The sequence below is a fragment of the Alkanindiges illinoisensis genome (genome assembly GCF_004377485.1).
Classification (GTDB): domain Bacteria; phylum Pseudomonadota; class Gammaproteobacteria; order Pseudomonadales; family Moraxellaceae; genus Alkanindiges; species Alkanindiges illinoisensis_A.
On record NZ_SNTY01000020.1, the window covers coordinates 21,838 to 42,067 of the forward strand.

Annotated in this window: 19 protein-coding genes; 6 read left to right on the top strand and 13 right to left on the bottom strand. The window is 45.7% G+C overall.

From position 1 onward, the window contains the following. The 4 genes from E2B99_RS06460 to filA all read right to left on the bottom strand — a co-directional run bounded on the left by E2B99_RS06460 (window position 1) and on the right by filA (window position 4,597). A complete protein-coding gene (locus E2B99_RS06460; protein ID WP_430981454.1) occupies window positions 1-1,356 on the bottom strand; it encodes a transporter in 1,356 nt (451 codons plus the stop codon). 70 nt (window positions 1,357-1,426) lie between these two features. Next, window positions 1,427-2,263: a putative pilus system C39 family peptidase FilB gene (filB, locus tag E2B99_RS06465; protein ID WP_134244129.1), complete on the bottom strand. Its 837-nt coding sequence runs from the start codon at window positions 2,261-2,263 to the stop codon at window positions 1,427-1,429. A gap of 178 nt (window positions 2,264-2,441) precedes the next feature. After that, window positions 2,442-3,371 carry a DUF6160 family protein gene (locus E2B99_RS06470; RefSeq protein WP_134244130.1) on the bottom strand — a complete coding sequence of 310 codons (930 nt, stop codon included), beginning with the start codon at window positions 3,369-3,371 and terminating at the stop codon, window positions 2,442-2,444. Between the two features lie 236 nt (window positions 3,372-3,607). Further along, complete coding sequence (gene filA / locus E2B99_RS06475; RefSeq protein ID WP_134244131.1) at window positions 3,608-4,597, bottom strand: putative pilus system protein FilA; 990 nt, start codon at window positions 4,595-4,597, stop codon at window positions 3,608-3,610. Window positions 4,598-4,970: 373 nt separating this feature from the next. On the opposite strand from filA, the gene E2B99_RS06480 reads away from it, so the two are divergent. Next, window positions 4,971-6,290 carry an anthranilate synthase component I family protein gene (locus E2B99_RS06480; protein WP_166738999.1) on the top strand — a complete coding sequence of 440 codons (1,320 nt, stop codon included), beginning with the start codon at window positions 4,971-4,973 and terminating at the stop codon, window positions 6,288-6,290. A 35-nt stretch (window positions 6,291-6,325) separates the two neighbouring features. Next, on the top strand, window positions 6,326-6,955 hold the full coding sequence (locus tag E2B99_RS06485) for a Uma2 family endonuclease (RefSeq protein WP_134244133.1): 630 nt from the start codon (window positions 6,326-6,328) through the stop codon (window positions 6,953-6,955). A gap of 54 nt (window positions 6,956-7,009) precedes the next feature. Here the strand turns inward: E2B99_RS06485 and hisC are convergent, their stop codons facing one another. The 8 genes from hisC to E2B99_RS06525 all read right to left on the bottom strand — a co-directional run bounded on the left by hisC (window position 7,010) and on the right by E2B99_RS06525 (window position 15,417). Continuing rightward, on the bottom strand, window positions 7,010-8,110 hold the full coding sequence (gene hisC, locus E2B99_RS06490; RefSeq protein ID WP_134244134.1) for a histidinol-phosphate transaminase: 1,101 nt from the start codon (window positions 8,108-8,110) through the stop codon (window positions 7,010-7,012). Between the two features lie 98 nt (window positions 8,111-8,208). Next, on the bottom strand, window positions 8,209-9,495 hold the full coding sequence (gene hisD / locus E2B99_RS06495) for a histidinol dehydrogenase (protein ID WP_134244135.1): 1,287 nt from the start codon (window positions 9,493-9,495) through the stop codon (window positions 8,209-8,211). A 159-nt stretch (window positions 9,496-9,654) separates the two neighbouring features. Continuing rightward, window positions 9,655-10,317 (bottom strand): ATP phosphoribosyltransferase, encoded by a 663-nt coding sequence (gene hisG / locus E2B99_RS06500; RefSeq protein ID WP_407636779.1) that lies wholly within the window; start codon window positions 10,315-10,317, stop codon window positions 9,655-9,657. Window positions 10,318-10,379: 62 nt separating this feature from the next. Then, window positions 10,380-11,639, bottom strand: coding sequence for a UDP-N-acetylglucosamine 1-carboxyvinyltransferase (murA, locus tag E2B99_RS06505; RefSeq protein WP_134244136.1), 1,260 nt, complete (start codon window positions 11,637-11,639; stop codon window positions 10,380-10,382). A gap of 7 nt (window positions 11,640-11,646) precedes the next feature. Continuing rightward, complete coding sequence (gene ibaG / locus E2B99_RS06510) at window positions 11,647-11,898, bottom strand: BolA family iron metabolism protein IbaG (protein WP_026471823.1); 252 nt, start codon at window positions 11,896-11,898, stop codon at window positions 11,647-11,649. 159 nt (window positions 11,899-12,057) lie between these two features. Beyond that, complete coding sequence (locus tag E2B99_RS06515; RefSeq protein WP_134244137.1) at window positions 12,058-12,903, bottom strand: transglutaminase-like domain-containing protein; 846 nt, start codon at window positions 12,901-12,903, stop codon at window positions 12,058-12,060. A gap of 439 nt (window positions 12,904-13,342) precedes the next feature. Then, the gene (gene hpf / locus E2B99_RS06520) at window positions 13,343-13,663 is read right to left on the bottom strand and encodes a ribosome hibernation-promoting factor, HPF/YfiA family (protein WP_134244138.1); all 321 of its coding nucleotides are present in this window, start codon (window positions 13,661-13,663) and stop codon (window positions 13,343-13,345) included. A 233-nt stretch (window positions 13,664-13,896) separates the two neighbouring features. Further along, a complete protein-coding gene (locus E2B99_RS06525; RefSeq protein ID WP_134244139.1) occupies window positions 13,897-15,417 on the bottom strand; it encodes an RNA polymerase factor sigma-54 in 1,521 nt (506 codons plus the stop codon). Window positions 15,418-15,688: 271 nt separating this feature from the next. Here E2B99_RS06525 and E2B99_RS06530 point away from each other — a divergent pair, with 271 nt between their 5' ends. The 4 genes from E2B99_RS06530 to E2B99_RS06545 all read left to right on the top strand — a co-directional run bounded on the left by E2B99_RS06530 (window position 15,689) and on the right by E2B99_RS06545 (window position 19,339). Continuing rightward, window positions 15,689-16,822: an MlaA family lipoprotein gene (locus E2B99_RS06530; RefSeq protein WP_134244140.1), complete on the top strand. Its 1,134-nt coding sequence runs from the start codon at window positions 15,689-15,691 to the stop codon at window positions 16,820-16,822. A gap of 33 nt (window positions 16,823-16,855) precedes the next feature. Beyond that, on the top strand, window positions 16,856-17,821 hold the full coding sequence (locus tag E2B99_RS06535) for a PP2C family protein-serine/threonine phosphatase (RefSeq protein WP_134244141.1): 966 nt from the start codon (window positions 16,856-16,858) through the stop codon (window positions 17,819-17,821). Window positions 17,822-17,926: 105 nt separating this feature from the next. Further along, entirely contained in the window at window positions 17,927-18,457 is a 531-nt protein-coding gene (locus tag E2B99_RS06540) for an STAS domain-containing protein (protein WP_026471819.1), read from the top strand. Window positions 18,458-18,493: 36 nt separating this feature from the next. Next, complete coding sequence (locus tag E2B99_RS06545) at window positions 18,494-19,339, top strand: carbon-nitrogen hydrolase family protein (RefSeq protein WP_134244144.1); 846 nt, start codon at window positions 18,494-18,496, stop codon at window positions 19,337-19,339. Between the two features lie 24 nt (window positions 19,340-19,363). On the opposite strand, the gene E2B99_RS06550 is transcribed toward E2B99_RS06545, so the two are convergent. Then, entirely contained in the window at window positions 19,364-20,068 is a 705-nt protein-coding gene (locus E2B99_RS06550) for a riboflavin synthase subunit alpha (RefSeq protein WP_134244142.1), read from the bottom strand. Window positions 20,069-20,230: the final 162 nt, after the last annotated feature.

Below are 20,230 nucleotides of genomic sequence, written 5' to 3' on the forward strand. Positions count from 1 at the left end.
TCAGCGGGTTTCACGACCAAAACCCAGGAAATCCAATGGGAACGATAGTCCCAAAGAAACGTCTGGCGCATCTTCTGTCAGACCAAAACCCACTGAACCATTGACAATCGTTTTTGGTGAAACCCGCACCCCAAGCGAAAAAGACATGGATGCACTGGTTTGATCCGCAGGTGTAGATGTTTCACGGACACCATTCGTATTAAAAATAAATTCACTATTGGTTGAGAAACTTTGCTGATAAGACATGGTCAGCGATACGTCATAATTGAATGAATAAGCAAAACCAAAAGCAACCCCGCCACTAATACCGGGTTCAAACTCATCGAGAATCCGCGTACCCCGGGCCTGGTTCAGCCCGGACTCTTTAAAGCCATAGCTGACCGAACCCGAGGCAAACAGGACAACCGGATCTATAAACTTGCGGGTACTGGCACCGCCACCAATGGAGTAATAACCTTTGCCGGTAGATAAGCCACGGGTAGCATCAATTTCGTACGGACTATCACCGGTTTTGGTCGACAGGCTGCCAAACAGAATTAATGGCAAACGCCCAGTTTGTAATGGAAAGGGTTCCCAGCGCGCGCCAAGGCTGATATCGCCCAGACCGGTTGTGGTTTCATCCTTCAGATTGTCACTTTTGGCAACTAATGGTAGCGAAGCAGTTAGGGTTAAGTTATCCCGCAGACCATACTGGAAAGTGAAGGTATTAATAAGCGTGTGCTGTGCATCTTCTTCAACCCTTAAGCGAGTCAAGGTAGAGCTGCTATCGCTGAGTGCCAGGTCAAGGCGGCTATCACGGTAATAGGTGTAGTTAATATCGTAAGTTGCCGAGTACGAACCACGCTTGGACAGTGAGTATTGTTGTTCTGCTCGGGTAAAGACTTCTTCAAGATTACTTCTGGCCGATACATCTTCTGCTGTTTGCTGTAATACGTCGGCTGCACTACTTCCCGGCACCATGGAAGGCGTTTCTGACGCAGTGTTTGTGGTGGTATCAGTTACAGGAGCGGTATCAGCTGCAGGCGTGGAAGCAGCCGGAACAGTGGCAGCATTGTCAGTACCAACAACATTGTCAGCGCCAGCAGTATCATCAGCAGCACTGTCAGCCCGCTCAGCAATTGTGGTCACGACTGCACTGTCAGTATTTGGATTATTGTCGTTGGTTAACGGCGCTTCAACCTGCGCACGGCTTTCGGCAGCGACAGGATCGGTTGTGCCTTCTACAGCTGATGGAGCAGCAGTAACCTGACTATTAGCATCAGTAGCATTATCCTCTGCTGCATAAGCATTTATGCCAATCATTGCCAGACCAATACTTAAAGACAATATTGACCGATTCATCCATTGTTTCTGCATGACTATAATCTACCTTGAAACAGTTATCTTAAATTGTACAAATACCCAAACTTGTCATTTACTGGCTATACTACTTGCGCTTGTAATAAAGACGCATGTAGGTATCAATCGGCTTCTGATAATTATCAGATTTTGGGTCATCATCCAGTACACGTCGCATAGTGGCAGCACGATCCGCATTCTTTTCCATCATTAATGTTGGATAACGTACATCAACGAATGCAAAACGATCTATCATACTATCTTCTACAATGCGCATATCACTTTCTTGCAAAGCCAAAAGGCCAGGAAGCTCTCGCCCAACAGGGGGGTCAATGATAAAAAGTGTATTGTTATCCCAGATTTCCTGAAAATGCTCAGCACTAAAACTTAAATTACCCAGTGCGGGATCGGCAATAAATACTCGACCATCACGATAAGCTTTGAAAACAACAAAGTGCTTAAATCCTGCATAAGCAATAGGCACAATGGCTGGCTTATCCAGTTTAGTTAAATCAGAGAATTGGCCTTTAAATCCGCCACTATTATAACCAAGTGCTGTTACAAAGCGTTTCATATCCAAGAGAGAAAAGCTACGACGCTCTACAATACGGTCATATTCACCATAGCGCATCAAACCATTCATGGTCTCTTGCTCAGTTAGCTTTTCACCGATATAGCCATTTAGTAGTGTCGTTAGTGCAGCAGAACCACAGCTATAATCGTAGACCTGCTTTACAATGCCACGAAATTGCTGCTCAATGGCAGGCTTAACCTGCACCGGATTTTGGTGATATTTACCATAGGAGTTAAATCGGGAGTCGGCAACCTCAGTGTAATAGACAGAACCGGCTGGTTTGTCTGCTATCTGTAAAGCTTCGGTCGCAAAATGATAAATCAGAGCTGACCCTAGTGTGATAATAAACATAGCGCACTTTTTCTAATTTTGGATAACCCGTTCACTGGGCTACCGTGTCCTGTTAAGAATACGACTTTAGGTTAATCAGCCGTCATCCATGTAATTTACAAGATACCGTGTTTTTGTCACAAATACACTATTTTTTTAACGTTTAATTTGCACTTTTACAAATTAAACAGGCACCAAACTACATGCCTCTTACATTCATTTTAAGATTGGAAACAGTTGCACCTACGACACCAAAATTACCCATTGAGCCATTTTTTAAGCCGTTAAATGTAGATGCCTCGCTAGCCCCACTTTGTCCTGCTACGACATTATTAAGAAGCACATCAAACTTGTCAGTCGTGCCCTGATTGCCAAAATTTAAACCATCAGGCGTAACATCCAGATAAAAACCATCCAGACTAAAACCTGATGTACTGTTATTTGCCTTAAAGCTTGCATCAAGGCTTAAAGCACTGGTTTGATTGCCTGAGTTGTTAGAGAAAATTTTAAGCTTGGGAAGATTAATACTTTGTAGTGAGCCAGAAAACTTAACCATATGACCCTGAGGAGAGTTACCCAATTGAACATTGAAAGCTAATGGATTAATAAAATTAATATTAAGCTGTTCTGCTCCTTCTCCTACCTGTAGTAACTTGGATACACCTGCTCTAAGGCCTGCCCCATCAAATACCGAGCCTACGCTACCAATAGTGCGGGAGTTATTAAGCGTTGGGGCTAGATAGATAGAGAATGGATCTACTTTAATGGTTTTCAATTCAGAAAATGCCAAATTAATATTGGCAAATGCACCTGCATTACCCGCATCACTATCAATGGTGGCAGTAACCAGATTATTAACGCCTGCGCCTGCACCATTTAAAAAGTTAATACCGATGGAACTACCCGATGCATTGGGCGCCATGACTAAAGCTGCAGAATTGCTTGCCCCAGTCATGCCATTACTATCAACCAATGCTGCTTGGTCAAAAGCAACTTCGGAGATGCCTACCTTAATGGTAATGCCGTCTTGACCAGTTTGGCTAGCAAGGTCTTGATCATTTAATTGTTCTAGCGCAAAGGCAGTGTGAGATAATGCAAGGATGCTTAATGTTACAAGTACTTTTTTCATAAAACCTTCCTGGTTTCCTGACTGCCCTACTTCTCAGTAATCAGCTTAATTAATGTAAATTAACGTTAAACTCCCTGACAACTACTATAAGCCCAAAGAAATAAAATTCGTTAATTTGCATTAATTATCTTTTGTCTATAAACCTGAAAATACAATAAACTCATGTAGATAAAAAAACGGCGATTATGCTAACCGCCGTTTTTTTGATTTAAGCCAAGGCAGAAGCCTCGTTTAAATTAGTGACCAGATACTAGAATTACAGCGCCAGCAATGCCACTGTGTGACACATTCATATTGCTAATTTCAACATCACCAATTGACTTCACATAACCTGCTGGTAAAGTGCTAGATTCGCCCAATTTAATCGACTTGATATACATATCTGTTGCGTTAGACATTGCTTCAATTTTAAGAGCACCCGGCACAACACTAACTTTGGCATTAGTAGTCAAATCAGAACCACCATGATCAGCAATACTAATTTTACCCAACTGAATAGTACCACCACCAGCATTATCTACGATACCAAGATCTGAAATCTCCAAGCCACCCTGCATTTTACCATTTAATAAAATCATTGCACCTTGTGGAGTAGCACCTAATTGAATATTAGCTGTAGTTAAACCAGTTTTTAAGGTTAGACCACTAATAATAGTGTTATTACTACCAGCGACTATACCACGTTGTGCACCAGAAGCTTGAGCGGTATTACTCTTTGCAACACCGATTTTACCAATAGCAATATCCAGCCCAGAAACCTTAGCACCGATATTTAAGAAAGCGCCGCTTGTACCAGTACCAGCATCAGAATCAATATCTAATTTTGCCAATACATTTGTAGTTCCAAATTTTGCTAAACCACCAGCAGCATTTGCTTGAATATCAATAGCGTTGGTTTCATTACGATCACCAGCAATACCATTTCCAGTAATGGTAATCGCACCTGCTTTTTTTGTTCCCCCCAGTGAAGTACCTAGTACCTCTGGTGTAACTGGGTTGGTTCCAGCAGCTACATAGCCAAAATTGGTTTCTTTAGCATCAGATAAACCATCATTATCATGAATGTATAGATTTTCAATTGTTAAATGATCAAGCGCAATGCCTAAAGAAATACCGTCTTGACCAGTAGCCGAACTCAGAGCCGAGTCGTCCATTGATTCCATTGCCATTGCTTGACCGCTGATTGCTACTGCGGAAACTAAAGCAAGTTTAGTAAAAAGCTTCATTGCACTCTCCTACGAGTATAAGTATTTTTGCCGCTACGACCCTGTACGGTGATTTGTATCCAATGCATCCTTACCTGGTATTGCTGTAGCTCATCCTGCCCGATAAAATTACAATATGCATGTTTTATGTGCAAGTGGTTTTTACTACTTTTGTCTAACATCCGATAAACGGCAGAATATTAGCTCTAATTACTCTCCCCAGCTTTATTATACATATCTTTATTTAAAATCAATTGCTTATTTATAAATAATATATGTTTAAAGCAATTCTATGGATACTCATACTGTGATTGTTAGACAAGAATTCTGTACTAATTGTGATTCAATTCAAACTTTATCCACATATTTACAAAATTGTGCTGGTTTTGTCTTGATGAGCTATCCTACGACCAAAGTTGTAGGGCTATTTCCGAAATGGCAAGCTGTTTCCTTGTCATCTTCCAGTACAGTCATACTAGAGCGTCATGGCTTGCAGCAATCTACCATTTTGCAAGATGCTGATTTTTTTTCTGTGTTAAATCAGTACTGGAATGGATCTCGGTTAAAGCATTCCTATGTTAACGAATCTTCAAATGGGAATTTTTATGGCGGGTTAATGGGATTTATTGGGTATGACCTCGCTGCCTCTCAAGCCATAACGCTGGAAAATTTAGCCTCGCCTGCTGCAATAATGGGAGAATACGATATTTTTCTGAAACTGGAAGTTTCAACAACTGGAAAAAAGGTTTGGCAGCTTTATGGGCCTAATTTACCTGAATTGCAGGCTATCTATCAGCATATCCAGAAACTTTTATTAGAAATTGACACCCGGAATACGATTGAACCTGCCTTTCAGCTTAATCTGCCGTTTCAACCTGTCTGGCAGTTGCAGCAATACCAATATGCTTTTAACAAAATCCAGAATTATCTGAAGCAAGGGGACTGTTATCAGGTTAATTTAACCCAGCCTTTTAAAGCAATAATGGAAGGTAGTCTGGTTTCTACCATTGATGCGTTAATGCACCTGACCAAGGCCAGTTATGGCGGTTTTATAAAATATGGTGATTTTGAGCTGCTTAGTTGCTCACCAGAATTGTTTATTGAATTTAATGTCGATGGTGAAGTGATCACCAAGCCCATCAAGGGAACTCGTCCTCGTCATGCAAATCCTAAAATTGATGAAGCGCTTAAGCAACAGCTATTGCACTCAGAAAAAGACCGCAGTGAAAATCTGATGATTGTTGACTTATTGCGTAATGATCTGAGTGTTTATGCCCAGACTGGCAGTGTGCGGGTGCCTGCGCTGTTTAAACCAGAAAGTTTTGCGCAGGTGCATCATTTGGTGAGTGAAGTTCGGGCCAGGCTTAAGCCTGAAGCATCGCCACTGGATGTTCTGTTTAGTGCCCTGCCCGGTGGTTCAATTACTGGCGCACCCAAAATACGGGCGATGCAGATTATTGATGAACTGGAGGCAGAAAGCCGTGGGGCTTATTGTGGCAGCATGGGTTTTTTGAACTATGACGGTACAGGAACCTTTAATATTTTGATCCGTAGTCTGCAAAAACGTGGAAATACGTTAACGGCCTGGGCAGGTGGCGGTATTACGATTGCTTCAAATTGCGAAGAAGAATATCAGGAATGCCTGGATAAAATTGGTGCAATCTTAAACTGCGTTAATGGATTTTCGGTAGATTGCCAAGCACAGGACAATTAAGTACCCTAACCAGAATATGCCATCAAGGGATATCTATGAATACTGCCAAGACCCGCCAGAAAACTATCCAGAGAATCGCCGAACAGGAATATTTACAAGGTGAGTTATTGTCAGATATTCGCCACGAATATATTGATGGCGAAGTGTACGCCATGGTGGGGGCGCATCGGCATCATAACATTATTGGTGGTAATGTTTATACCTTACTCAGCAATCACTTGGCTGGAAAACCTTGTCAGCCTTATATTTCTGACATGAAAGTGAGAGTGGGTAGTAAATATTTTTATCCCGATGTGATGGTCGATTGTAGTGATGAAGAACATGATTATTACACCGAAAATCCCACGATTATTGTGGAAGTGCTGTCCAAGTCCACACGCCAGCATGACAAAACACTCAAACGCGATGCCTATTTTCAGATTGAAAGTTTAAAAGAATATGTACTGATTGAGCAGGATTTTGTCGAGGTCGAACTCTGGTTCCGTGATAATGCGCAACACTGGCAGCAACAGGTTTATTATCTGGGGGATAACATTACGTTTCATTCCATTGGCCTAACCGTTTCCGTTGAAGCAATTTACCAGCGTGTTAAAAATGTAGACATGCTGGAATGGTTAGAGAAAAAAGCCCAGCAAGCTCAGCCACAAGCTGGCGACACCATATAACTTGCTTAATTTATTGAATATTTTATGGTATGGCTGATTTGCTAACGCTATATCTCAACATATTTCTCCTAGACGTGCGACCAGCCGATTTTGCTGCGCTGTGGTGCCAATGGTAATGCGCAAAAAATTATGGATTTTTGGCTTGTTAAAATGCCGTACAATAATGCCCACTTCACGTAATTTGGCAGCAATTTCCATAGCAGCATACTGAGGATGCTGCGTAAAAATAAAGTTGGCCTTGGAAGGGAGTACTTCAAAACCTAATTCCGTTAACTGTGCGACCAGTTGCTCGCGGTTATCAATGGTTTGCTGACAAGTTTGCTCAAAATAAGCCTGATCTTCAAAAGAAGCCACTCCACCTGCAATGGCCAGTCGATCCATCGGATAGGAGTTAAAACTATTTTTTACCCGCTCCAGTGCTGCAATTAAATGTGGCTGGGCAAAAGCCATACCTATCCGTAATCCTGCCAATGCACGGGATTTTGAAGTGGTCTGACATACCACCAAATTATCGTATTTGCTAATCAGGCTCGTGGCTGACTGTCCGCCAAAATCCACATAGGCTTCATCTACCACCACCACACTGTCCGGATTTTGCTGCAAGATTACTTCAATTTTATCCAGCGGCAAAAATACCCCTGTGGGTGCGTTGGGGTTGGCAAAAATAATGCCGCCATTTGGCTGTTGATAACCCGTGACATCAAGGGAAAAATCATCAGCTAGTGGTACTTGAATCACTTTTAAATTGAAAAACTGTGAATATACCGGGTAGAAACTATAGCTGATATCCGGATATAAAATGGGCTTATCCTGAATAAAGAATGCCTTAAAAATATGTGCCAGCACTTCATCAGAACCATTGCCCACAAAAACCTGTTCAACCGATAGTTGTTGCTGGGCTGCAATGGCCTGTTTAAGCGCGCTGGCATCCGGATCCGGATACAGGCGCAAACTATTACCCGGTTCAGCGTGCTCATTGAGCACTTTAATAATGGCTTCTGCCACTTTCGGTGAAGGCGGAAAAGGGCTTTCATTGGTGTTGAGCTTGAGCAGGTTATCAATTTTGGGTTGCTCACCCGGCACATAAGGTTCCAGCGTACGAACTTCTGGACTCCATAGGCGTTGCAGATGGGAACTGATGTGCTCGGTGGTCATGCTTCTTGTCTCTAAATATTTTTAAGTCATTGCTTTAAAGCAGTATGCTTCAAACCCCTAGTCCCTTAATTCGAGGCTAGGTACTTCCAACATGTTAATTAGCTACGGTAACGAGCTGAACCCGCATGTGCTACCAGGCCTTCCTGCTGTGCCAGTACATCAGCGGCTTGCGCCAATGACTGACTACCTTCTGGCGAGCAATAAATAATGCTGCTACGCTTTTGAAAGTCATAAACACCAAGCGGCGAAGAAAACCGCGCTGTACCCGAGGTAGGCAGCACATGGTTAGGCCCGGCACAATAATCGCCAATGGCTTCCGGGCTATAACGTCCCATAAAGATGGCACCGGCATGGCGGATTTGTGGCAGCAGCTGCTCTGGTTCATCCATACACAGCTCAAGGTGTTCCGGGGCAACCTGATTAATCAACTTTACGGCTTCAGCGCGATCCTTAACCAGCACTAGCGCACCGCGGTTTTGCAACGATGTTCTGGCAATTTCAGCGCGTGGCAATGTGACCAGATGCGCTTCAATGGCCTCTGCAACCTGCTCTAATAATTCGGCATCCGGCGTAATGAAAATGGACTGCGCGACCTCATCATGCTCAGCCTGTGACAGCAAATCCATCGCCAGCCATTGCGGGTTGTTTTGGCCTTCGGCATACACCAGAATTTCTGAAGGGCCAGCAATCATGTCAATGCCAACCTGACCAAACACAGCACGCTTGGCCGCAGCCACAAAACGGTTACCGGGGCCAGTGATTTTATCCACGGGGGCAATGGTTTCTGTGCCATAAGCCAAGGCAGCCACGGCCTGTGCACCGCCAATCGTCAGCACACGATGCACCCCAGCCAGATGCGCGGCAGCCAGTACCAGCGGATTTAACTCGCCTTTTGGCGCTGGCACTACCATGATAATTTCCTGTACGCCAGCAACTGCCGCAGGAATGGCATTCATCAATACTGAGGAGGGATAAGAAGCCTTGCCGCCGGGCACATAAATTCCAACCCGATCCAGTGGCGTCACTTTTTGGCCCAATGTATTACCGAGTGCATCAATATATTGCCAGTCAGGCTGAACCTGACGCTGGTGAAACTCACGAATCCGGCTAGCGGCCAGTTCTAGTGCATTGCGTACGGTAGGTTCAAGCTGCTCAAAAGCCTGCTGCAATTGGCTAGCAGATAATTCTAGCTCATCAAAGTGCTGGGCGGGATGCTGGTCAAATTGCTGGGTCAGGGCCAGTACATGGGCGTTACCCAGTTCACGCACCTGAGCAATAATCTGGTCAACAGTTTGAATTAACGCAGGATCGTTAACAGTTTCAAAAGCCAGTAGCGCAGAAAACTGCTGCTGAAAACTGGCATCCCGGGTTGACAAACGACGCATTGTCATCACTTCCACAATGATAAGCAAACGCATAGTTTAGCGTGTTTGGCTGATCTTGTGGCAGTTTTAAGCAATGGTGATGATAGGAAATTCTGCACCAGACCATTGAAAGCACCGATTCATTAAAAACATCGATGCAGTTTGGTTATTTCATGCTAATTAAGCAGACTTGGCAGCAACCGCTTGTTCCAGTTGTGCCAGAATGGGCCCTAGCACGGCTTGCTTGCGCTTAAAACTGGCCTTGTTGACAATCAGGCGTGATGAAACTTTGCAAATTTCTTCTAATGGCTCTAGGCCATTGGCACGCAAGGTGTTGCCAGTGTCTACCACATCCACAATCAAGTCGCCCAACCCTACCAGTGGCGCAAGCTCCATGGAACCATAGAGCTTAATGACGTCCACCTGCTCACCAAGGCTTGCAAAATATTGCCGGGTCAGATTGACATATTTGGTGGCAATCTTGAGGCGGCCTGCCGGACGCACGGCACCCACCTTACCGGCTGTCATCAGGCGGCAACGTGCAATTTTCAGGTCCAGCAGTTCGTAAACATTATGCGCGCCATGTTCCATCAGCACGTCTTTGCCAGCCACACCAATATCGGCAGCGCCATTTTCCACATAGGTGGGCACATCACTAGCGCGCAGGATTAGAATACGGACGTTGGGATGAGTGGTCGGAAAAATCAGCTTGCGGGAATGCTCAGGATCTTCCAGCAAGGCAATGTTGGCATTGGCCAGCAGTGGCAATGTTTCCTTTAAAATACGGCCCTTGCTTAATGCCAGCGTTAAGCCATGATCAAAATTACCGAGTACATCTGACACGTCATTACCCTTCTTGTTCAAATTGGCATGATTCAGCGCAACTGCTGATCAACAATTGCCTGTTACGCCTTAATACGCTGGATGTTGGCACCCAAGCCCTGCAACTTGGCTTCCAGTTGCTCATAGCCACGGTCAATATGATAAATCCGGTCAATACAGGTTTCACCCTGTGCGGCCAGTGCGGCAATCACCAGTGAAAATGAAGCCCGTAAATCAGTGGCCATAACAGGTGCAGCCTGCAGGCTTTCAACCCCGGTCACCACAGCTTCCGAACCATTCACCTGCACTTTTGCACCAAGTCTTGATAATTCAGGCACATGCATAAAGCGGTTTTCAAAAATGGTTTCTGAAATGGTCCCCGTCCCTTCGGCAATGGTATTCACTGCCATCAGCTGAGCCTGCATATCGGTTGGAAATTCAGGATGCGGCTGGGTTTCAAAACTCACTGCCCTGGGGCGCTTGCCGTGCATGTCCAGCTCAACCCAGTCTGCACCCCGGTTGATAGTGGCACCCATTTCCTCAAATTTTTCCAGCACGGATTCCATTAAGCTAGGATCAGTATGCGTTGCACGCACACGCCCACCGGTAATGGCAGCAGCAGCCAGATAAGAGCCGGTTTCAATCCGGTCTGCCACCACGGCATAGTTACAACCGGTCAGGGCTTCAACACCATGTACAGTTAAGGTGCTGGTGCCAATGCCTTCAATCTGTGCGCCCATTTTAACCAGTAAATTGGCCAGGTCAGTAACTTCCGGTTCCTGTGCGGCATTTTCAATCACTGTGGTACCTTGGGCAATACTGGCTGCAATCAGGATATTTTCAGTGCCGCCCACGGTGACCATGTCAAACTTGACTTGCCCACCGTCCAGCTTGCCTGATTTTTTGGCATACACATAACCTGCTTCTACATCAATCTGGGCACCCAAGGCTTCCAGTGCTTTTAAATGCTGGTCAACCGGACGCGAGCCAATGGCGCAACCACCAGGCAGCGATACCTTGGCTTCACCATAGCGTGCCAGCAATGGGCCAAGCACCAGAATCGAGGCACGCATGGTTTTCACCAGTTCATACGGGGCAAACTGGTTATTTAAAGTAGAAGTGTCTACGGTTACTGAATCACCTTCATAATGTACCGTGATACCAAGGCCCTGAATCAGCTTGATCAGGGTAGAGACATCTTTTAGGCGCGGGACATTGGTCAGCGTAATGGGTGTGGTGGCCAAAATGGTTGCCGCCAGCAACGGCAGCGCCGCATTTTTGGCACCGGAAATCCGTACTTCGCCCTCAAGGCGGTTGCCGCCAGTAATTAAAAAACGATCCATGCTGGGGTTATGCTCCAAACAGGCTGGCTTTGCGCCATTCTTCTGGCGTCATGGCGCGAATGCTCACCGCATGCACTGCACCACTGGCAATATGCTCATTGATGGGGGCATAAACCGCTTGCTGGCGCGCAACCGGACGCAAGCCTTCAAACTGGGCATCAACAATGCGTAAATCAAATTTGCCAGCCTGTCCGGTGACATGAACTTCTGCCTGAGGAAAAGCCGCCTGTAACAGCGTGGCAAGTTGGTCGCTATTCATTGCAAACCCCTAAATGAAGAAACGGTAATGGAAAAGCTTCTAAAATAGATAAAAGATTGGGCGAAAGGTTACTCTGCCCAATCCAAAACGTCCAGTGTGCGCTACTATTTCTATAGGTTTTTGTCGGTTTTAATAGCGCTGGCCGATATTATCGCATTGTTATGCGGTTTTTAGCCCAATAAACTGATCCTTGTGGGCAAAATTGGGTTCCTGCCCATCCACATGATCGCAAATCAGGGGCTTCATATACTTCATTTCGACATCGCCATAAATGGTGGCAAAGGCCACATCCTTGGCATCCGTACCTGTACCAATCCGGACAATTTTATCAATGGAAGCCATACGGGTGGCATCAAACAGTACCCACTGGCCGCCGACATAGGCCTCGAACAGGGCATGAAAATCTGGTGGTGGCTCCTCAAACTCGGTATAGCCAAATACAAAGCGGGCTGGAATATTCAGGGCACGACACAAGGCCACTCCCAGATGGGCAAAGTCTCGGCATACCCCGGCACGGTTGGCCAGTACATCACGTGCAGTGGTCGATGCCTGTGAAGATCCCACCTCGTAGGCAATATTGGCTTTAATCCAGTCACACACGGCTTCTACCCGGTCAAACCCGCGCGGGATATGGCCAAATGTGCGCTGCGCCATGCCACTGAGCAAATCAGATTCACAATAGCGGCTGGGCAGTAGATAGTGCAATACCTCGGATGGCAACTCGGCAATGTCCATTTCACGGAAAGCCGGATCGCGATAAGGCATATCCACACTCACCCGTGCCCGATAGCGCAACTCAATTGGCCCTGCTGGGGCACTAAACCGGAACAGTCGGTTCAGCTCTTTTTCATCTTCATACTCATGAATATGCAAATGGGATGAAACTTCAAGCTGTTCTTCATGAATCGTTTGCCAAGGGTGGTGGGCGACCTGAATATGAAAAATAAATTCTGATGGCTGCTTTACCTCGTAGCCAAAACTGCAATCAATATCAAACGTGTACATGGTTAAAACCTAAAAATTTTATAGCGTTATCTGTGTTTGAAATTCTAGGCCATAAAGTGGCGAATACCGGTTACAAGCTGTACAGTCAAAAGCCGGGTTGTGTGAGAAAAACATGCTTCACGTAACCAGTTTGAGAGTTGGTTAAATAAGCGAATACAGTCGGAACAAATGTTCTAACAGAGGATGGGATGATCGGCACTTGCCTTGTTTTAAACCCTAATCAGAGAAGAGTGTCTATTAGTTCTTCTCCATAAGTCTGGTTTCGACAAAATTAACCAACGCTGCCTACGGTCACTGAGCTTGTCGAAGTGGTCGAAGGCGAGTTGGTACAACTTATGAAAGAAGTCTATTAGCTTTATTATTTTGATTTAATAAGTGGCTAATATCACCAGACATAAAAAAAGGGCTTGTTATAAGCCCTTCTTCATTTTAAACGGTATTAATAACGGGTCATTTGGCGCTCTTTATGGCGCTTGACCTGACGATCCAGTTTTTCGGACAGCATGGCAATCGAAGCATACATGTCATCGGCACAGGCCTGTGCAAACAGCTCGGCACCCGGTACACGCAAAATGGCTTCCGCCTTGTGATTGGACTGGCCTTTATGACTACAGTCCGTATGATGATTATCTAACGATAAAACCACCTGCATGCTATTAATATGGTCAAAATGGCGCTCTACACGCGCAAATTTTTCAAGAATGCTGGCTTCAATGGCAGGGGTTACAGTAATGTGATGTCCACTAATTTTGATATGCATAAATCCATCCTCGTATTAACTATCGTTAATTAATCGAGCGTTCCCATACGCAAATGGCGGCCTTTTTTCCAGCGAAAAACAGGTCGATTTGAACCAGATGGGAACAAACTCTTCGCCTTGCAGAGATACGGCTCATGGTTGCAATTTTATTGTTAAAAATCAAAGAGCAACCTGGAGTCGGACGGTGCATGTCACCACACTGGTGACACCTTTAAATAATCATATTCGACTGCTTAAAGCAAGCGTTTTCGTTCACTGGATGATGGAATGTTTAGTGACTCGCGATACTTGGCAACCGTGCGCCGTGCCACATCAATTCCCTCACTTTGCAGCTTCTCGGCAATTGCATTATCAGACAATGGCTTACGTACATTTTCTTCCTGAATCATTTTTTTAATCATGGCACGGATTGCGGTAGACGAGCATTCCCCACCACTACTGGTGCCAACATGACTTGAAAAGAAATATTTCAGTTCAAATAATCCGCGCGGGGTGAGCATGTATTTTTGGGTGGTAACCCGCGATACTGTAGACTCGTGCAAATCGGTTTCTTCGGCAATATCACGCAGGATAAGCGGTTTCATGGCTTCAGGGCCATGTTCAAGAAAGTCACGCTGGTGCTCAATGATACAGGTGGATACCTTTAATAAGGTTTTGTGTCGTTCATCTACACTTTTAATAAAGTTGCGCGCTTCCTGCATGTGCAGGCGCAAATATTGATTGTCACTGCTGCTGTCTGCACGGCGAATCAGACCTGCATAATACGGATTGACCCGCAGTTTTGGTAAAATGTCAGTATTGAGCTGAACTTCCCAGCGGTTATTTTTTTTGCGCACAATGACATCCGGCACCTGATGGTCGCGCTCCGGGTCAGCAAACTTTTGCCCCGGGTAAGGATCAAGGCATTTAATCAGGTTGAGGGCTTCTTTTAAGGCATCCTGCCCAAGCTGGGTTTGCCGCATCAGCCGGTTAATATCATTGGCAATCAATAACTCATGATGCTGTAGCAGCTTTAGCGCATCCAGACGACAGGGCGTATGTTCCGGCAGGTTTTTTAGCTGTAACAACAGGCATTCCTGCAAACTGCGCGCGCCTACACCAGCAGGTTCCAGATTCTGAATGCGCTTGAGCACCACATCAACTTCTTCAAGCTCAATGTCATATTCCAGCAGCTCGGCAGGGTCCATCTCCTCACTAAGCACGCCCAGTGAGTGCAATTGTTGCACCGCTGCTTCAAGGACATCTTCAAGGCTAATCATCAGGTAGCCACGCTCATCAATGCCATCAATAATACATTCGGCAATCAGGCGGTCTATCGGGCTAAAGTGAGCAAAATTAACCTGCCAGCGCAAATAATCCCAGATGCTGTCCTGACTGGTGCGGTTATCTTCGCGCTCTTCAAATTCCGGTGTAGCCAGTGCTGTGGACTGATGGGTAAAAATATCATCCCACTGGGTATCAACCGGCAAATCGTCATTGAGCTGGTTGGCCTGCATCTGTTCTGTGAGCGAGGTTTCATAATCAGCTCCTTCCCTTTCAGCCTGCTCAGCAGAGCTTTGGCTGGTGGTGGCCTCGGTAGGGCGCTGGTGTTCCTCACTAGGATCAATCACTTCCAGTAAGGGATTACTATCCAGTTGAACCTGAATTTCCTGCTCCAGCTCAAGCGAAGACAATTGCAGCAGTTTAATGGCCTGCTGCAATTGTGGCGTCAAGGATAAGGAAGCAGAAACTTTCATCCCCATGGATAGCTTCATACTGATGTCCTGTTTTTAGTATGATTTTTTATTATAACCACAAGGCGAAACCAAAAGGGAAAGCAATTTCTATGCCGTAGCAAAAATATTCAATATCAAAGCCACTGCACAGCACAATAATTGCACGCAACTCCTTAAATAAAATTTATTTATACATCAAACAGTAATCTGGGAGTAAGATGGGAATATGCTATAACAGGCTGACGAATAATTTACAACAAGCGCAAAGTACCTTACTCTGCCGTGAAATAAAGTTAGGAAGATTCGGTATATGACGACTGCAATTGCCCGCTGGTTCAGTATTGCTGCCATGAATGCTGCATTTGTTACACCTGCACTGGCAATCGACCCTGCCTTGCCAATCAATAACAATAGCAAGGGAACTTCAGTTTCGCTTGATCAGACTAGCGCAAACATCAATATACCGTATCAAACCTTAACCATTAGCGAAGTGATTCAGCCACCTGTGCAGTCTGTCAATACGACTGACTCCCAGATTAATGTGTATGATGATCCCTTTACTTTTAATGCACTGAGCCGCATTACGCTCAAGCAGCTTCGGGTTGATGCCAATGCCAGCCAGCCCGATGTGGTTAAAGATCCGTTTCAGCCCATTAACCGTAAAGTTTTCCGGTTTAACTCCAAGCTTGATCAGCATCTTTTACTGCCAGTTGCAAAAGCCTATAAGAATAAAGTCCCTGCTCCGGTTCAAACCGGTATCGGCAACTTTTTTTCAAACCTGCGTGAGCCGTGGAATGCGGTTAACCACTTGCTTCAGGGTAATGGCACCTCGTCCTATAAGAGTTTAGGCCGCTTTACGGTTAATACTTTTAGCAGTCTGGGACTAGCCGATCCGGCAACCAAACTTGGTCTTGCCTCACAGGGCAATGAGGATTTTGGCCAAACCCTGGGCAAGTGGGGCGTAAAGTCAGGGCCGTTTTTAATGCTGCCAGTGTTAGGACCATCCACTTTGCGCGATAGTGCAGGTCGTATTTTTGATACCTTTGGCCGACCCGTGCACTATATGAACCAAAACTCACTTTACTGGGGTTTGGTTGGCACTGAAGGCGTGGATGCACGTGCCAAATTTGTCGGGGTAGAAGATCTGGTTCAAGGCGACCAATATGCCTTACTGCGTGACCTGTACCTGCAGCGTCGGCAGCACCTGATTTCAGGTAATGAACAAAATGCCAGCGTGGACAACAGTTTTGGTGACGAAGACGCCAGCTTTGGTGATGCGCCAGATGACATAAATGAGAGTGATAATACTAACAGCAGCAGTATGGATCAAAACTTTGGCGACACTGAGTCAACAGCGGAACCCGCTTCAACGCCAGCACCCGAAATGCAGGCTACACCTGATGTCGGATCTGAGCCTGCACAAAATCAGGATGCAGCGTTTTAATGTCTAACTTTAATCTTTCAGTTGCCTAGTCCAATGCTTGTCATTTATAAAACTGACCTGTCAGCAGAAATTGCCCAGTTGCGACGGGCATTGCCGAGTCTTCAACAAATCAGGCTTGATGAGCTGCCTACAATTGACGACACACTGGTGGTTTTTTCCGATGTTGAAACCTTTTTAAACCAGCAATGGAAGAATCCAACCATTGTCCTGGCCAGAGCCGAGCAAGGTTCGCTACTGGCCAAAGCATGGCAAAAAGGCGCACTGGCAGGCTGGATCTGGAACGAACTGCCCGCACAGCCTGAAGAAGTATTCAAGCAGCTGGATTTACAGTATAAGCGCAATCAGGATAGCCGCGACTTGCCTGCTGCGGCACGCTTGCAGCAACGCATGTTGCCCCGTCCGCTAGAGATTGATGGCTACCAGATTGAACAGTTTTTTCAACCTGCTGCGTTTTTATCAGGCGACTGGTTTGATTACTGGCAGGTGGATGACCAGCAAATTCTGTTTTATCTGGCGGATGTTGCGGGACATGGCGTTACCAGCAGTTTGCTGACTTCATGGATGGCAGGCTTTCATGGCCGGGCCTATAGTCCGATGCAACTGGTGACCAAGCTCAATAACAAGCTGGTAGCACAGAATGCCGAAAAACACATTACGCTGGTTTGTGGCCTGCTGGACTTTAAAACCAATGACATTGAATGGTGTAGTGCTGGCCATTATCCGCCACCCATTTTGCTACAACCCGGACAGGAACCTGCCATTTTAACCACCAGCAGCCTGCCACTGGGCTTAACCAGCGACCTGAAAATCCAGACCCAGCATTTACACATGAAATCCGGTGCACAATTAATTTTTTGTTCGGATGGCGCACTGGAATCTTTTAAGGGTGGTTTGAACGAGCAGTTTAGCCAGCTGATAAAAACCCTGCAAACTGATGGACTTAAGCCGCCCGAGCATGTGCCCGATGATATCGCCATTTTATGCCTGTCACGCAAATAAGCCTATTTATTAGTCATACTTAAGGTGGTAATTACCACCAGCTTACTTGCCGAAGTGGATGAGCTATGGGATAATTATTACTTCCCGTATGAAAATGGCATGTTTATGTCAACTGGTCATATTGAATATGCAGGCTTGGATGGTACCCACGTATTCAAACTTATTGGTGAAGTCCGAGCCACCTCTTGTATTAGTCTTGATCACCTTCTCGATAAAATAGAACAGCAAACTGGCATTAAAGGTGCATTGGTTGATTTGACCAAGGCCACCTTTATTGATAGCACTGTATTGGGCATTTTAGCGAAACTGGGTTTAAAGCTACAGCAAATCCATAATATTCAAGCAGTCATGATTACCACCAATCCTGATATCACCACGCTGGCCAACAGCATGGGCTTAAGCCAGGTATTTGTCATGCTGAACTGTCCGGCAGATGCCTGCTGTACCCAGGTTTTACCAGAAGAGCATGGTGATCACAGTGAAATGCTGCATACCGTGCTGGAAGCTCACCGTACCCTGATGTGCCTGAATAAAGCCAACCACAATATGTTTCAGCCGCTGGTAAGACAACTCGAACAAGAAGAACAACGCCAGCAGCAAGCCGCCCAGCAACTTTCCTCAACGCAGTATCATTAATCCTGCTACCCCATGACTTGCTCACCTCAAGATCAATTGCCTGTGTTTGCAGTAGCGCAGATGAATTCGCAGGATTCGATTGCGCAGAATCTTGCCAATACAGCGCTATTGATGCAGCAGGCACGTGAGCAGCATGCTTCCCTACTGGTATTGCCAGAAAATTTTGCCTGTTTTGCAGCGGGACAACAGCTAAAAACAGCTGAGCGTTTTGACGAATTGCAGCAACAGCTCCAGCAAATGGCTGCAACATATCACCTATGGCTGGTTGCTGGCTCAATTCCCTGCCCGTATCGTCCTAATGGACAAACTGTGCCTGATGGCCGTGTTCGCAGCACCAGCTTATTGATTAGCCCGGAAGCCAAAACAGTGGCTCGCTATGACAAGATTCATTTGTTTGATGTGCAGGTGGGTGACAATACTGGCAGTTATCAGGAATCGGCCACTTTTGAACCCGGTGATGAAGTCGTGGTTGCCAATACGCCCTTTGGCCAGCTTGGCATGATGATTTGCTATGACCTGCGCTTTCCTGAACTGGCACTGGCCTTGCGCAAACAGGAAGCGGATTTTCTCACTGCGCCCTCTGCCTTTACTGAAATGACAGGTCGCCTGCACTGGCAATTATTATTGCGTGCCCGTGCGGCTGACACACAATGTTATGTTTTGGGTGCCGGACAGCAGGGAACCCACGGTACGCAACCACCTTTACGCCACACATGGGGTCATAGTGCCATCAGTAATGCTGCGGGCGAAATTGTGGCTGAACGCACGGAAGCAGGTATGGGCATTTTGACTGCTACATTCGATCAAAACGCTATCCAGAAACGGCGTGAATCCATGCCCCTGATGCAACACCGCCGTTTGGGTTTACTAAAAGATTTCTAATTTAAAATTTTTCTGAAGCTTAAATCATGCTTTAGGCAATGTTTGGACAAGATTACTGGCCAAATCCATTCCATGTTGCTGCATGATTTTTTCCAGTAATGGCGCTAAAGCACCCAGCTTTTCATCCAGCGCATCATGAATTGTATCTACAAGCACTTGTGTGCTGCGTTCAATTTCCACATTTAAACGGTCACCTGCTTTCTTTTGTGCAAACACGGTCATACGGCGGGTTTCAGGAATTAACCAGACTTCAAACCACTGTTCCGTTTTATTCACCTCAAACAGCGTCAGACTCGTGCCATTAATGGCAATATAACCCTTGGAAAATATATATTTCATCCATTGCGGTGCGACACCAATGCGATAGCAAAAATTATTGTCATATTGCCTAATGTCCAGAATGGTTGCGGTAAAATCAATATGTCCCGACAGTGGATGCCCGCCAATTTCAGCACCCTCCTTGGCAGCCCGCTCGGCATTGACCTGCGTGCCAACCTGATACTCACCCAGTGTGGTAATTTGCAAGCTTTGTAGTATCACATCAAAGCTAGCAGTCTGCTCATCGAGAATTTCAGTAACCGTTAAGCAAGTTCCATCAATGGCCACACTGGCGCCGATCTGCAAATCCTGACAAAAGCCTGCTGGAAAGTGGATGATAAAGGTGCGAACCCCTGCAATGTCAGTGACATTTTCAATCGTGGCAACCGCTTGGATAATTCCGGTAAACATGAGATTCTCTTAAATTCGTTCATTCATGATATAAGCTGTACTAGCTCAAACCTGATCTGACAGTTACCCGTTTTGATGATGAGTGTCAGGTTAAATTTGAGCTAGATTCTTTTCAGCCCAAATCTGTTTTCCATCAAGCAATGTTTCCATAGGCGTGCGCCC